Source organism: Roseibaca calidilacus, from assembly GCF_001517585.1.
GTDB classification, from domain to species: Bacteria; Pseudomonadota; Alphaproteobacteria; order Rhodobacterales; family Rhodobacteraceae; genus Roseinatronobacter; species Roseinatronobacter calidilacus.
Genome location: NZ_FBYC01000004.1, coordinates 806,766 through 821,040 on the forward strand (window position 1 = coordinate 806,766; position 14,275 = coordinate 821,040).

The window sequence follows — 14,275 nt, forward strand, 5'->3', positions numbered from 1 at the left end:
GTCAAAAGCTCTGCTCAACAGCGTCGATCATCTGTTGGTTCAGCGTGACCGGCATGGATTGGCGCAGCGCGTCACCAAAATACCCGAACAGGTCTTGCGCATAGCTTTGGGTGATCTGCTGGTCCAGCGCGCGGCGAATTTGTTGGGTGCTGTCCATATCCGGGTCGGGGGCATTGACGGCGTGCAATTGCACCACATGCACCCGCGCACCATCGGCGACGGTTGCCAGCGCGCCCTCGTCCAGTTCGAAGGCCTGTTCCAGCACGGCGCCGGGCAGGTCCGGCACCGGGTCAGAGCGCGACAGGTCGGCAAAGCGCAGACTGTCAAGGCCCAGAGCGTCGATCGCGGTGCCGCCCTCGACCTCTTCCATCAGCGCTTCGGCCAGCGTGGACAGGCGCGCGCGGATCTCGTCGCTTTGCCAATCCTGCACAACCTGCGTGCGGATGTCATCCAAGGGGCGCGGCGTGGCAGGCAGTCCTTCGACCAGTTCAAGCGCGAACATGCCGCCATCGTCCAACAGCAGGATTTCTGCGAAATCCCCGGCTTGCACGTCGCGCGCGGCGTCGCGGAATTCTTCATAGGCGGCAATGCCGCTTCGAACATCCGGGCGCCAGTCGATCTGGCCTTCCTGCATCTCTGTTTCTGCCGCCAGTTGGGTCACGGTGGCCCCGCCTGCCAGCAGGTCTTCATACAGGTCAAGGTTTTCAGCCAGAATACGGCGGGCACGGTCCATCAGCAGCGCATCGCGCAGCTCTGCGCGGGCCTCTTCAAACGGGGTTTCACGCGCGGCCAGAATCGCGTTCATCCGGAAAATCGCGGGGCCAAGGTCGGTCTCTACCGGGCCGGTGACACCCGGTTCTTCCAGCGCGAAAACAGCTTCCGCGGCGTCGCCCAAAGCATCGCGGGTGACATCGCCCATATCGGTGTCATCCAGTGTCAGACCGCGATCTGCCACCACGTCTTCGAAAGTGGCCTCGCCCGCGCGGATGCGGTCCATCGCGGTTTGCGCGGCACTCATGTCGGGCAGGATCAGCCGTTCCACCAGCCGCCGTTCAGGCTGACGATACTGCGCCGCGCGCGCTTCATAGGCGGCGCGCAATTCCTCTTCGTCGGCATCCAACGTATCGAGCAGCATCTCCGGGGTGATCCAAGCATAGTCCAGCCGCTTGCCAGCGGGCTGGGTGTAGCGGTCCAGATTGGCGTCGTAATAGGCGGTCAATGCCGCGTCATCGGGTTGGCCGACAGGGCTGTCAAGGTCATCGGCTGTCAAGGTCAGCACGGTGAAATCGCGGGTCTGCGCTTGGTAGTCCAGCAGCGGTTGCACCAGCCCCTCGGGGGCGCTGGCGCCGCCCACTGTGGCCAGTTGCAGGATCGAGCGTGCGATCTCCTCGCGGATAGAGGTCTCGAATTCGCCCTCGCTCAGCCCGGCATTCTGCAAGGCGAAGCGATAAGCTTCGCGGTCGAATGACCCGTCAATCCCCTGAAAGCTGGAGATGCCCAGAATTTCTGCCTGCACGGTCGCGTCGCCCACAGAAACGCCAAACCGCTCTGCTTCGGTGTCAAGCGCGGCTTGGTCGATCAACTGTTGCAGCGCACGCTGGTCCAGCCCGAACAGGCGCGCCTGTTCAAGTGTGACCGTTTCGCCAATCTGCGCTTGCAGCGCGCGCATGTCGTTTTGCAGCGTGCGCGCGTAGTCGTCGGCGGTGATGTCGCGTTCGCCCACGGTGCCGATGGTTTGGCGCGCCGTGCCAAAGCCCTCAACCCCAAAGCCCAGCAAGCTGAGTGCCAGCAGGCCCATCAGCAGCCCGGCGCCAAGTTTCTTGCCCTTGGAATTCTTGTTCGACGACATGCGTGCACTCTCGATTGGCGAGGAAAGGTTGTTTTCGCCTGTCTAAAGAATGCGCGGGGCAGGGGCAAGGCTGCCCCGCGCCCCGTAATGCACCTGCGGTCAGAATCGCAGGTTGTTTTGCCGCGCCAGACCATGTTCCATGCCGAAATTGCCGCGCAAAGGGCCAAGGGGCGTGGCGGTTACGGCAGGGCGGATAGCTGCCCGACTAAATGTGCGGTTAAGCAACTTTGGGTTGAGTAAAGCCTGCCCGTGCTATTGTGCAAAGAAGCCCGCTTGGCCCTAGCGGCCTACAGGTTTAGGTGCCGCGATAGGGTTCGACATATTGCAGCGCCATGTCCCACGGGAAGAAAATCCAAGTGTCTTGGCTGACTTCGGTGATGAAGCTGTCCACCATGCCACGCCCCTGCGGTTTGGCATAGACCGTGGCGAAATGCGCCTTGGGGAACATGCGGCGCACCAATTCCAGCGTTTTGCCGGTATCGACCAGATCGTCGATAATCAGCACGCCTTCACCATCCGTGCCCATGATATCGGCCTGCGGGGCTTTCAGCACCGTGGCCTGTGCCTGCGTCTGGTGGTCGTAGGATTTCACGCTGATCGTATCGACCACGCGGATATCCAACTCGCGAGCGATGATCATCGCCGGGGCCAGCCCGCCGCGCGTGATCGCCACCACTGCGCGCCAATCGCCACCATCGGGGCCGTGCTTGTCCAGCCGCCAGGCCAGTGCGCGGCTGTCGCGGTGGATCTGGTCCCAGCTGATATGGAAGCCTTTTTCATGCGGCAGACGGTCAGACATATCAGGCGTCCTTCTTGCCGGTGACAACGTCGATATCGGGCGCGTCCACCGCTTTCATGCCGACAACGTGATAGCCCGCATCAACATGCAGGTTCTCGCCCGTGGTGCCGGTGCCCAGATCGGACAGCAGATACAGCGCGGCCTTGCCGACCTCTTCTTGCGTGACATTGCGCCGCAGCGGAGAGTTCAACTCATTCCATTTCATGATATAGCGGAAATCGCCGATGCCAGAGGCCGCCAGCGTCTTGATCGGCCCGGCGCTGATTGCGTTGCAGCGGATGCCGTCCTTGCCCAAATCTTCGGCGATATATTTGACCGAGGCTTCCAATGCGGCCTTGGCCACGCCCATGACGTTGTAATGCGGCATGACCTGTTCGGCGCCGTAATAGGTCATGGTCAGCAGGCTGCCGCCATTCGGCATCAACCGGGCGGCGCGTTGGCACACGGCGGTGAACGAGTAGACAGAGATATCCATCGTCATGGCGAAATTGTCGCGGCTGGTATCGACATAGCGACCGCGCAATTCCGCCTTGTCGGAAAAGCCGATTGCATGAACGACGAAATCAATCGTGCCCCATTGCGCTTCAAGTGCAGCGAACATCGCATCGACAGAGCCCATATCGGTCACATCGCATTCGAACAAATGCGCAGCGCCCAAGCTTTCGGCCAAGGGCAGCACCCGCTTTTTCAGCGCGTCGCCCTGATAGCTGAACGCCAGCTCGGCACCATGTTCGCCTAAAATTTTGGCAATGCCCCAGGCGATGGATTTATCATTGGCCACGCCCATAATCAGGCCACGTTTGCCGCTCATCAAAAGGGACATGATCTTGCTCCTACTACCCGCTGCGCCTGCTTTAGGGCATTGCCCGGAATGCTGCAAGCGACAGGCGCGGGTTCTCGCCCGCATGGGCTATGCTTGCATCGTGCATCTTAAGTGTTAATACTCACAACCATAGCAAGTTCGGGAGCCGTTCACGGATCATCCCGCGAAAACACAAAAAGTGATGGTGGCAGCGTGAACGAACGGGACGGAATCTTTGCAGGGGAAGATCCCTTCAAGATTGCTCGCAGATGGTTGGCGGAAGCGGAACCTCTGGAACCCAACGACCCGAACGCCATAGCGTTGGCCAGTGTGGACCCTGACGGCATGCCCAATGTGCGTATGGTGCTGCTGAAAGACATTCTGGACGATTCCTTCGTGTTCTACACCAACTACACCAGCGCTAAGGGGCAAGAGATTACAGCAAGCGGCAAGGCGGCGTTCGTGCTGCATTGGAAATCGCTGCGGCGTCAGATCCGCGTGCGCGGCAGGGCGGAACGATATGAGGGGCCAGAGGCAGATGCCTATTACGCTTCTCGGTCGTTGAAAAGTCGGCTTGGGGCATGGTCCTCGCCGCAATCGCAACCGCTTGCATCGCGTGCCAGCCTGATGGCAGAGGTCGCCCGGCAGACCGCACGCCATGGCACCAATCCGCCGCGCCCGCCATTTTGGGGCGGCATTCGTATTGTGCCGTCTGAGATCGAGTTCTGGGCGGATGGTGCTTTCCGCTTGCATGACCGGTTTCAATGGCGCAAAGGGGCGTCCGTCGATACTTGGGCGGTCACGCGCCTGGCGCCTTAGCGCCCAGCACGGGTTTGTTCTGGCCAGAGTTCCGGCTAACTCATGAAATTGCGCCGAAGAGCGCTTAGACCACGAGCGAGAGACAGCATGGCGTCCGAATATCATCCCGATGAACAGGTTCAGGGAGCGGTGAAATGGTTCGACCCGGCGAAAGGATTCGGTTTTATTGTTGCCGCTGAGGGCGGCCCCGATATTTTACTGCATGCCAATGCGTTGCGCAACTTTGGGTTGAGTTCGGTTTGCGACGGCGCGCGCATGACCGTCACCGTCCAAAAAACCATGCGCGGGTATCAGGTGACAGAGGTTTTCGCGGTTCTGCCGCCGATCGACAGCGCCGGGCAGGATACCGAAAGCGGCGAAGCGGCCCTTGTGGTGGACCGGTCCGTCCCGCTGGAAGCTGCGCGCGTCAAATGGTTTGATAAGGTCAAAGGCTTTGGGTTTGCCAATTGTTTCGGCAAATCCGAGGATGTCTTCGTGCATATGGAAACCCTGCGCCGCGCGGGTCTGGCCGAATTGCTGCCCGGTGAAGCCATTGCAATCCGCGTAGTGGACGGCGAGCGCGGGCGCATGGCCGTAATCATCGAACCCTGGGAGGCCGCGCTGCATGAAGGCTAGGGGGCTTGTCGGGGCGCTGCTTGGTGCGGCGCTGTTGCTGCTGTCGCTGGCAGCGCAAGCTGCCGCGTCCTGCGCGCCCGACCGGGTGGACCTGCGCGGCCCATGGGGGCAGGCGCGGTTCACCGCAGAGGTCGTGGACACCCCCGAAACCCGCGCCCAAGGGTTGATGTTTCGTGAAAGCCTGCCGCGCTCTGCCGGGATGCTGTTCATCTATGAAGCGCCCACCACCGCCAGTTTCTGGATGCGCAACACCTTGATCCCGCTGGACATGATCTTTGTTGGCCCGGATGGCGCGGTGCGCCATGTCCATCACAACGCGGTGCCGATGGATGAAACGCCCATTCCGGGCGGTGACAACGTGCTGATGGTGCTGGAAATCAACGCCGGCTTGGCCGAAACCTTCGGCATCGCAGAGGGCAGCGAATTGCGTCATCCGCGCTTGGACCAGTCCTTGGCGCTTTGGCCCTGCGAGCCTTGAGCCGCGCTTTACCGCGGGTAGAAGATTTTTCAACAATGGGCGTTTTCGCCCTTTCCTAGCAGGTCATGGGCTTGTAAACGAAGCCTGTCGGGGCGTGGCGCAGCCTGGTAGCGCGACGGTTTTGGGTACCGTAGGTCGTAGGTTCGAATCCTATCGCCCCGACCATTGAAAACCTCATGAAAACATGGCTTTACAAGCCTTTTTCAACCGATAGCCATGACCGGGTATCGGGCGGTTTACAGTTTGGTTTACAAACCCCGAAATCCCCGATCTCACCGCTCGAATCTCGGGAAACCCTTTTCTGATAGGGGGTTGACCACAATATCTTCGAAGTCATGATCGCCATCAACGGTAACTGCGTGTGACCTGGTTGTCGATTGACAACCGCGAGACCTGGAGGTATATGTATGGGGCGATCAAGGCATCCCGACAAAGACATCGAAAGTGCCTTGGCTGAACTTGAGGCGATGGGATGGACCGTCGAAATGGCAAAGGGGCGCAGCGCCCACGCTTGGGGCTATGCCCTGTGCCCAGCAAATGCGGGAGATGCCTGTAGATCAGGGACCTTCTGCCGGATGTCGATCTGGAGCACCCCAAAGAACCCTCGGGGAACCGCACGGGGTCTCATCGGAAGGGCTCAGGGCTGTGTAATGAAGGATGAGACCGATGAGTGACGTTCAGGAATTCGAGTTTGACCTCATGATTGCCCTTCCTGCTGGGGAGCGTGATGAGGACGCTATGCTGGACGCCCTCTATGAGGCGGGGTGCGATGATGCAATCGTGGGCACCGGCGCCGCCGGCCTTGTCGCCCTCGGGTTCATTCGGGAAGGCGCCGATGCGGAGGCTGTCATCGCAGAAGCGGTCGGACAGGCGCTGAAGGCGCTTCCTGAAGGGGCCACACTGCGCGAGGTCCGTCCGGACCTGGTCAGCCTTGCGGATGTCGCTGCACGTCTTCAGGTGAGCCGCCAGGCGCTCCAGAAGCGGGAAATGCCGCCCCCCTCACTCGGGGGGCTGTATCGGGTCACCGAGATGGTCCGATACCTGGAGGGGCAGCCCGGGAAGATCCGGGAAGGGTTCTCAAAGGCCGGATCCTGGTTCGCTGCCGCACCGGCAGCGCAGAAGATCAACGCTCAGCTCGGGCTGAAGTGACTTCGTAATCGAATTTCCTGTTATTCTTCGATATTCTTGTATAAATAACCAGAAAAACTCCACATACCGCCTAAGAACCAGTGGTGCCATGGTATTATCAGGCCGTCAGTTTTCGGCATCCCGAGAATACTTACCGTTTCATTATGAGCCTTTGCGTCAATCGCACGTAGAACTGGCGGTTCTGAAGATGTTATGGTAATCATCTGAGATCGCCATCGTGCGAAATCAGACGCACTTGGGCTTGTTTGAGCTTCCATCTCGGAGAGTAGCAAGTAGTAGCTCTTCTGGAAAAACTGATGATCTCCAGATCTTCGCCCGAAGTCAAAGACCAAGTGGATGGTAGCGAGTATCGATATAACGAGACCGACCCAGGCTTGATCCACAATGCTTGTTTTGGGGATGATCTCCCCCACGGAAGAAGCCCCCAAAACCACCACAAGAAGTGCTAGGAGTCTGCTTCTAAACTCCATTATTCTTCGACAATGAGAGTGATAGATCGCATTCCGAAGTACGTCGAACTGCGTCAACTGAGCGTTTTTGCGCTCATCACATATGTCGTTTTCCTGATTCATCTTTCAGTCGCTCCCTACTGGGAGCTTTGTTTGTTTTTATCTGTCGAAGGTGGATTTTGTTTCGGTTCCCTCGCAATCGAGGAGGGCCTTGAAACACCGAGCGTTCTTTCCGAAAAAAATCCTTGATCATTTTTGCGATCAATACCCGGGGATCTTCTCTGATTGGTAGTCATGATTATCTCTCATTTTTAGGATATTCTGAAATATGTCCGGGAAACACGTCTTTCAAGAAAATCAAGGTCGCCCAAAAACATTAGTAATCTCGGGCGACCTGAAATATTTATTTTATTTTTTCCTGCGCTCCTCCTCCCGCTTCACCTTCTCCAGGATCCCGTCACTCATATCCGGGTCCAGCGCCGCATACCGCTCCAGCATCGCCGCCGCATGCGCCAGGCTCCAACCCATATGGGTCGCAAGCTCCGAGAGGTTGCAACCGGCCCGCACAAGCCGGGTCGCGGCTGTCCCGCGGGCGTCATAGAGGCGAAGCTCCTTGCGCAACCCCAGCTCGTCCCGCCATTGCGACACCGCAGATCCAAGCGCCTCGGAGGTCTTGAACGGCTCCCCGTCCGAATTGAGAACCAGATGTTCCTGATCCTCCGGGATCTCCTTGATCAGCTCGGCCAACCGTTCCGTCACCGGCACGGAAGCGAAATTCCGCCCCCGGCTTTTTCTCGTACGCATCAGGAGGCGACGATTGCCGTTTCCGGTCGTCTCGATATGGCTGCGCTTCAGGACCTGGATATCGCCCGGCCGAAGCCCGGTCTCGACCGCCACCCGAAGGATGCGCCCGACATAGGCCGGCGCCCCCGCAATGAAGGTCTCCAGCTCATCCGGGGTCCAGACGATCTCCGCCCGGTTCTTCTTGACCTTCTTACGCACCTTCAGGAGGTGATGGTGCTGCAAGATCCCCCGATCCAGCCCGAAGGACAAGATGCGCTGGAGGGTCGCGAAGATGTTGTCACCGGTGCCGTCGGAGAAGGTGTCCCGCCATTTCAGGACATTCTGGCGAATACGGACATCGTCAAAGACCTTCAGGGGAACCTTGCCGTATTTCTCCTCGATACCGCCGGGGCGGGACACGTTGATCTTGTGGTCCCGCTGGGTCCGGGGGGCGAGCCTCCGGAAATCGGTCGAGTCGAAGAAGGAGTTGATCAAAGCCTGAAAGCTGTCGCCCGGGTCCCTGCGCTCCATCAGCCGATCCTTCAGGGCGCCCGCATAATCGAGCGTGTGCTTCCCGAAGGGCATGCTGCTGTCCCAGAATTTCGGGCCACCACGCCAGGCGTAGTGGTATTCCATGGTGCGGCCGTCCGCCAGGCGCTTGCGCACCCGGTGGACCCCTTTCACTTTCACACGAAACTTACCCATTTTCGGCCTCGAAGAAGCTGTCGACCTCCGAGAGCCCCTTGCGGCACTGCTCGGCGTTCGGTTTCGTGACGAGGTGGATCTTCTCCCCCTCGATGGTCAGCCCGTAGATCGTCAGCCCGAGATCCCGGGCGCAGCCGATCGCACGCTCGATCTCCGTCTTGGTGATCTTGCGCTGACGCGGGGCCCGGGTCCGTTTTGCCGGGGCGGAATAGCCCGGAAGCTGATGGACATTCCGGGCGTCGGTGGTTTTCTGGAGACGATTCATCGGTCCCCCCTTTCATGCTCAAGGAAACCGGCGGCCGAGTATCCGGCCGACGGGAACATTGATCGGCCGTCCCGGGTCAGGGGCGGCCCACACGTCATGAAACCCCTGAAAATAAAGGGTCTACGCGTGATTTTTTGCGGGGAAGTCCTTGCGTGTGGCGCAGATTGATGCTAACCAAACGGTGTTTTCTGGGACTACCCTTTCGAAAAGCCCTGAGGTGTTGGCGCACCTCGGGGTTTTTGCTTTTGAAATCAGGTCATCTGCTTCTCCTTTGCTGAGTCACGGGTGCAATCACCGTCACCGGCGTTGATGGGTTGGTGTTGGGAATGATCCCTTACTGGCCTCAGTCGCGAAGAATCCCGGCGATCTTTCTCAGGAACGGTTCACGATAACCAAAGGTGAAAAAGGGAAGGTCCGGGTTCTCCGGGCTGTCCACATCGCCGAATTCGATCCGATAGAGCTTGTCCTCGAGCCGAAAGCCGATCTCCGCAACCAGCGGATCCCAGCGAACGATCACACGAAGACCGCTCAGATCCCGGATATCGGGAAGCTGATCGACGATATGAGCGAGGGATTCACCGAAGGTGTCACCAAGCGGGATCTGGTCACGCGGGTAATTCTGCAGGAAATGCCCATGCAGGATGCCCTCCGGAGTGAGGGATGCGCCGTGCTTTTCATAGTTCACCCCTTCCGTTTCCGGGTCGACGACCCGCAGTTGACATTCCCCACGCCGCAACGGCATCCCGGTGATCTCTCTCACCTCGGCGGCCGCGTTGCGCACATACCGACGCCCTGTGAGGGCGAAGGTGACATGAACGACATCCAGAGCGGACATGGCCGCAAGGGCCCGGCCCCGGGGGCTTCTTGCCCTGAGACCGCCATCCGCCAGAGCCCGATCAAGCACGTCGACCGTGCCCTCAAGGGTCTGGAATATCCCGGCCAGCCGGGTGATCATCTCTCCGCGGGTGGCCATGAATATCTCCTGATGTCGAAATTCTTTTTCGCATATGGAATCGATTCGAGCTTTTGTCAAGCTTGTGTATAAGTTATCCATAAGAATCAAGGGCGGGCTGAGGGGGGATTGCCTGGTCAAACCTGACTAGGTCAGGCCGATCCTCTTCCTGAAATCAGGGATGAGCTTCGCGATGGAAGATGTTGTTTTCCCATCGAAACCCCAAGGCCGCACCCGTGGCTTCACGTTCTGATGCTGAACGGTTGCGGTTTCCAGGTCACAGATGGCATCCGCCGTGAAAGGCTCGAAAGAGGGCAAGTGCGGAGGACGGTCAAGGCTACCGAAGGTATGGACAATATCACAGGTGATGATATATATGATATCATGATTGTCGTGGACACGAATGTTGTCGTTAGTGGATTGAGGTCTCGTCAAGGGGCTTCAAACCTCATTCTCAACAACATGTTGAGTGGCAGAACTCAATTTGCCTTATCGCCAGCTTTGGTCTTGGAGTATGAGGACGTGTTGAAAAGGCCCGGGATGCTTGGTCAGAACTCGCCAATCTCCCATGATCAGATTGACATCGTTCTGGATGCACTGTGCTTGATGGCTGTTGAGGTATCTCCGTGGTTTCGCTTCAGGCCGTTTCTGAATGACCCGAAAGATGATCACGTCATTGAATGCGCCATGGCTGCGAATGCGCAGATCATCCTGTCTGGTGACAAAGTCTTCAATCATGCTGACGTTTCAGCATTCGGCCTGACCGCGATGAAAGCGAGCGACTACGTATATAACACGAGCCTGGAAAGGAAACCAAAATGAAAGCATTTCCACTTCGTATGCCTGATCATATTATGGAACAGGCGAGAGAGGCTTCTGAACAAGAAAACACCTCCATCAACCAGCTTCTCCTTTCTTTGGTGGCGGAAGGTCTTGGACACCGAAGGGCTGTCCTCGATATGAGACGCAGGGCTGCAAAGGGTGATCCGGAAGCCGCTCTTCACATCCTCAACACTGTCGTTCCTGACGTCGCGCCGGATGAGGGAGACGAGTTGAAAGAGGACAGCGATCGAAGTCCCGATTTCTCAATGTAAGGCCGCAGATTGCGGCCTTATTGCCTTATCAACATATACCTTAACGCAAACCCTCTTGGTGGTGAAAATTTCTTCACCAGTCCGGGGAGGTGCTGTCCGCTCCGGATGGAGGCTTCCCGGACATCATCACTCGCAATTCACCGGGGAGTTTTGCCAGAAATTCCTCATCCAGGGGGAACTGCGGCAGTCGATCCCGGATCAGGTTCAGGACAAGACGGCCCTGCTTATCATCACGCAAGCTTTTCGCAGGGTCACGATCCTCTCGTGTGGCAAGCCATAGCTTATGTGCAGCCCAGTGACGTGGATCAGGGCAACGCATCGGAGCGGGGAAGCCACGCTCGTCCATGACAATCACATCAATAGCCGGGGCATGCACGAGCCACTGAAGCCCGAAAATCGGCGCCGGCTCAACATCCCCCTCCGTAAGGGGTTCTGCACCCGGCATCTTACGATAAATCGGACGTGGTTCCGGCCGGACGAACTCCACCATGTAACCCTTGTCATTTGTGAGCCGGAAATCGCGGGGGCCGCGGGACTTGAAGGTTCGATCGACCTGTTTCTGGATCATACTCATCAGCCCGATCGGCTCCTGCTCCTCGGTGACAAGCTTCATCCGGTTGCGATCATCAATCAGGAAATCGATATCCCCTGTCGCTGTACTTGCAGAGTCAAACCGAACACCGGCCATCGCCTCAAAGGCGTAAAGGGCGTTTGTCCCGATGACCCGGGCAGGGGGGCGATCTCTTTGCGTCGCGAAGGTCCGCAGGATTCTCGCCGCCATGACGGGGATACGACCCGCACCAATCGCACGAAGCACCGCGGCCTGACGGTCCATCTCCCCGGATAAAACCCGGAGCCGCTCCGCGTTCTCCTCTTTGCCTTTTTGAAATGCGGATCTAGCCCGTTCCGTTTCAGGACCGAAAAGACCAAAGGATTTGACCGTTCCGCCCTTTCGGCGATACAGATACCTTCGACCGTTCCTCTCTTCCCAATCCAGCGTCCCCATGAAGCTGTGTCTGCGCATCCGGTCCGCATCGATCCAGGCTGACCAGAGCTGGGCCTGATCAACCTGTTCCTTGATTGATCTTGCATCTAACTCATTGAAAAACATGAATTTGGTTTCCTGACGTGTCGATCATGGGTCATATTATACCAAAAGCATAAAAAACAACAGCTTAAAGTGATTTTTGGTTGCTCTTTCATGAGGAGGGTAGGTTTCGGCCGATGATTCATGGGTAAATTCGGGGGCTTCCTGATGCCCGCCTGGCAAGCTCCGCCATCTCACCTGTGGGGCCAATCAGCTTGGTGACATCCCCGACCAGAAGGGCTGCGACTTGCTTGCAGAACATCCCGCCTTTGCGACCGGCCGGGCAGGAACAGAATATGCGGAAGTCAGGGCCTTCGCCCTCTGCGGTGATGGAGTGGGGGGCCTTGCCGCTGCCTTGGACCTGAAAACGGAGCATTTTTCCTCCTAAGGCTTTTGGAGCAACGGAAGCACAGGAAAGGGAGCAAGGCAATCCGGGTTGTCCACATAAACAATGACCTGCAGGGATTCTATTCTGCAAGGTGACGAGCTAAAATACGATCAAAGTTCACTCAAGAAGACAGTGGTTCTGATCTCTTTTCATGAAGATGCTATGGATCAAGGAGGTAATCTGTGACGATAGTTAACGTTCCGTCTGCAGAAAAGCTTAATGATCTCGCCTTGGCTTTGTATTTTGATGCATGGGAACGTTTGTATAGGATACATGAATCGTTCCTAAATTTTTATCCTGGAAAAGCTTCATCGTGGCCTAATGAATGGAAAAAATACACTGAGGCCTCGAGTAGAGATTTTGAAACCATAATTAATTTAGTCGCTCAGTCCGCTGAAATTGCAATGAAAAGCAAGCTTTGCTCTGTGAGTCCATTTTTATTGCTACTTGGTCAAGGTTTATCCTTCAAGAGGGTCGATGGAGAATTGGATTTCTCTGAATTAAGAACGATTGATTCAGTTGACCTTCCAGGGGTTGTTAATGCTTTTTGCCCTGAAAAATTAACTGATTCCTTCATCCAAGATTTCAACAAGGTAAGGAGGCTTAGAAATAAATCCGTTCACCTCGGTGAAGCCTCTGAATCAATAGATCCAAGATATGTTGTTGATGTTCTGGTGAATTTTTTTCATCATCTTTGGGGGGAAGGTAACTTTTTCTCTGAATGGGTTAGGATTTCATCAAGAGATCCACATTTCTTGTTTGATGATGGATCTGGTGGAGATTCACGCAGTCGAGTTCTTGATAGTCTTGATATAATTCTTGAGATAATCACAAAAAGTCAATTCAAAAAAATTACAGGAGTAAGTAAATCAAAAAGAAGGTACTATTGCTTCAGATGTACTGCCAAGGGAAAAAGTGACTACAAAGACTATTTTTTTGAGGATAGCTGCAAGACTGCTTATCTTTTAGACGGGGAGGATCAAATTTATTGCTTCATGTGCAAAGGGAGATTTGATATTATTCGAGAGAAATGTGATGATTGCGGTTGTCCTGGTGACGTAATTTCATCACCTCATATTAAATGCGATTTCCACTGTCATAGTTGCGGAAGGGATCGTGAATAGATACTGTGAAAATCTCCCCTACAATATTCTGTTATTTATTTGCATTTATGAAATCACCTCCTTGTTGTGATGCTATTACCTGAAACCACTCTTCCAGCCCAACCCCTCCCGTCTGCCCCTCCGCCCAATACTCATACGCCCTCCGAAAATCGAGCTGCGCCAGATTGAACCCCAACTCCAGGGGCACCTTGTACCCGGCATTCTCCGTATAATGCTTGTTGATGTCGTTGGGGTTCGGGAAGACCCACCCGGTCCGGTCCCCGCGGCCGATCAGCCTTGCCTTCTGCAGGATGTCCCATAGCCCGTCGTGCAGGCGGATCTCGACGATCTCTCCGTCCTCCTTCTGCATATTGGGGAAGCGCCACACACGGCGCTCTCCGTCGATCTGTGACCAGGTTGCAAGCCGGCACTCCTTGGGGTGTCTGAGGCTGAGGAGGGTGAACTGGATCAACAGCACAATACCGGGCCGGCGCCCGCTGTTGCGGAGCGCATCCAGAAAGGCGGGCAGCTCCGAGAGGACCCGGCGATTTCTCGCATCCCCCTCGGACGTGACTCGCCGCGTCTTCTTGACGATGACGATCTCCCTGGAGCGGACCGGGTTATCCGGCCGGATCCTTGCCTCGATCGACTCATCGAAGAGGATGGCGAGCTGACGGCGCACCGCGTCCGCGGTGTTCGTGTTGGTCTTCGAGATCTCCGTGATGACCCGTTGGATATCCTCGACGCTCACCCTGGCCATCGGGATGCGCCCGATCCTGGGGATGACGAGCCGCACAATACGGCTCCGCTCCTCCTTGATCCGTGTCAGGCCCAGGCCGGCGGCCAGGAGGCGCCTGTGCCGTGTCAGGGTGAACCGTGAGAAGGTGATCTCTCTCGGCTCCGTGCGGGGGCTGCGCCGCCCGTCCGGCTGCGGGGCG

General features: G+C 56.9%; 16 protein-coding genes and 1 tRNA gene. 8 read left to right on the forward strand and 9 right to left on the reverse strand.

Translation table 11 applies throughout. The features are described 5' to 3' along the window. Position 1: 1 nt before the first annotated feature. The 3 genes from AWT76_RS07470 to fabI all read right to left on the reverse strand — a co-directional run bounded on the left by AWT76_RS07470 (position 2) and on the right by fabI (position 3,471). On the reverse strand, positions 2-1,849 hold the full coding sequence (locus AWT76_RS07470) for a peptidylprolyl isomerase (protein ID WP_072245798.1): 1,848 nt from the start codon (positions 1,847-1,849) through the stop codon (positions 2-4). Positions 1,850-2,144: 295 nt separating this feature from the next. Further along, positions 2,145-2,648 (reverse strand): xanthine phosphoribosyltransferase, encoded by a 504-nt coding sequence (gene gpt, locus AWT76_RS07475; protein WP_072245799.1) that lies wholly within the window; start codon positions 2,646-2,648, stop codon positions 2,145-2,147. 1 nt (position 2,649) lies between these two features. Continuing rightward, positions 2,650-3,471, reverse strand: a complete 822-nt coding sequence (gene fabI / locus AWT76_RS07480) for an enoyl-ACP reductase FabI (RefSeq protein WP_245638790.1) — start codon at positions 3,469-3,471, stop codon at positions 2,650-2,652. A 192-nt stretch (positions 3,472-3,663) separates the two neighbouring features. On the opposite strand from fabI, the gene pdxH reads away from it, so the two are divergent. The 5 genes from pdxH to AWT76_RS07510 all read left to right on the forward strand — a co-directional run bounded on the left by pdxH (position 3,664) and on the right by AWT76_RS07510 (position 6,511). Beyond that, a complete protein-coding gene (gene pdxH, locus AWT76_RS07485) occupies positions 3,664-4,269 on the forward strand; it encodes a pyridoxamine 5'-phosphate oxidase (RefSeq protein WP_072245800.1) in 606 nt (201 codons plus the stop codon). Between the two features lie 87 nt (positions 4,270-4,356). Beyond that, a complete protein-coding gene (locus tag AWT76_RS07490; protein ID WP_072245801.1) occupies positions 4,357-4,884 on the forward strand; it encodes a cold-shock protein in 528 nt (175 codons plus the stop codon). After that, on the forward strand, positions 4,874-5,362 hold the full coding sequence (locus tag AWT76_RS07495; RefSeq protein WP_072245802.1) for a DUF192 domain-containing protein: 489 nt from the start codon (positions 4,874-4,876) through the stop codon (positions 5,360-5,362). The genes AWT76_RS07490 and AWT76_RS07495 overlap by 11 nt, the downstream gene beginning before the upstream one ends. Before the next feature lie 88 nt (positions 5,363-5,450). Further along, a tRNA-Pro gene (locus tag AWT76_RS07500) sits at positions 5,451-5,527 on the forward strand. 501 nt (positions 5,528-6,028) lie between these two features. After that, positions 6,029-6,511, forward strand: a complete 483-nt coding sequence (locus tag AWT76_RS07510) for a hypothetical protein (protein WP_072245804.1) — start codon at positions 6,029-6,031, stop codon at positions 6,509-6,511. 20 nt (positions 6,512-6,531) lie between these two features. Here the strand turns inward: AWT76_RS07510 and AWT76_RS07515 are convergent, their stop codons facing one another. The 4 genes from AWT76_RS07515 to AWT76_RS07530 form a co-directional block, all read right to left on the reverse strand. Further along, positions 6,532-7,083: a hypothetical protein gene (locus AWT76_RS07515; RefSeq protein ID WP_141655907.1), complete on the reverse strand. Its 552-nt coding sequence runs from the start codon at positions 7,081-7,083 to the stop codon at positions 6,532-6,534. A 285-nt stretch (positions 7,084-7,368) separates the two neighbouring features. After that, the gene (locus AWT76_RS07520; RefSeq protein ID WP_176699361.1) at positions 7,369-8,409 is read right to left on the reverse strand and encodes a tyrosine-type recombinase/integrase; all 1,041 of its coding nucleotides are present in this window, start codon (positions 8,407-8,409) and stop codon (positions 7,369-7,371) included. A 31-nt stretch (positions 8,410-8,440) separates the two neighbouring features. Beyond that, on the reverse strand, positions 8,441-8,713 hold the full coding sequence (locus AWT76_RS07525; RefSeq protein ID WP_072245807.1) for a hypothetical protein: 273 nt from the start codon (positions 8,711-8,713) through the stop codon (positions 8,441-8,443). A 343-nt stretch (positions 8,714-9,056) separates the two neighbouring features. Beyond that, positions 9,057-9,686, reverse strand: coding sequence for a hypothetical protein (locus tag AWT76_RS07530; protein ID WP_072245808.1), 630 nt, complete (start codon positions 9,684-9,686; stop codon positions 9,057-9,059). 327 nt (positions 9,687-10,013) lie between these two features. Between AWT76_RS07530 and AWT76_RS07535 the strand changes: the two genes are divergently transcribed. Both AWT76_RS07535 and AWT76_RS07540 read left to right on the forward strand, forming a co-directional pair. Further along, positions 10,014-10,487 carry a putative toxin-antitoxin system toxin component, PIN family gene (locus tag AWT76_RS07535; protein ID WP_245638791.1) on the forward strand — a complete coding sequence of 158 codons (474 nt, stop codon included), beginning with the start codon at positions 10,014-10,016 and terminating at the stop codon, positions 10,485-10,487. Beyond that, positions 10,484-10,759: a hypothetical protein gene (locus tag AWT76_RS07540; protein ID WP_072245809.1), complete on the forward strand. Its 276-nt coding sequence runs from the start codon at positions 10,484-10,486 to the stop codon at positions 10,757-10,759. The genes AWT76_RS07535 and AWT76_RS07540 overlap by 4 nt, the downstream gene beginning before the upstream one ends. A 73-nt stretch (positions 10,760-10,832) precedes the next feature. Here the strand turns inward: AWT76_RS07540 and AWT76_RS07545 are convergent, their stop codons facing one another. Further along, the gene (locus AWT76_RS07545) at positions 10,833-11,870 is read right to left on the reverse strand and encodes a GSU2403 family nucleotidyltransferase fold protein (protein WP_072245810.1); all 1,038 of its coding nucleotides are present in this window, start codon (positions 11,868-11,870) and stop codon (positions 10,833-10,835) included. A 546-nt stretch (positions 11,871-12,416) separates the two neighbouring features. On the opposite strand from AWT76_RS07545, the gene AWT76_RS16705 reads away from it, so the two are divergent. Next, on the forward strand, positions 12,417-13,358 hold the full coding sequence (locus AWT76_RS16705) for a hypothetical protein (RefSeq protein ID WP_141655908.1): 942 nt from the start codon (positions 12,417-12,419) through the stop codon (positions 13,356-13,358). Between the two features lie 31 nt (positions 13,359-13,389). Here AWT76_RS16705 and AWT76_RS17115 read toward each other — a convergent pair whose 3' ends face one another. Then, positions 13,390-14,133: a tyrosine-type recombinase/integrase gene (locus AWT76_RS17115; RefSeq protein ID WP_072245812.1), complete on the reverse strand. Its 744-nt coding sequence runs from the start codon at positions 14,131-14,133 to the stop codon at positions 13,390-13,392. Between the last annotated feature and the right edge of the window lie 142 nt (positions 14,134-14,275).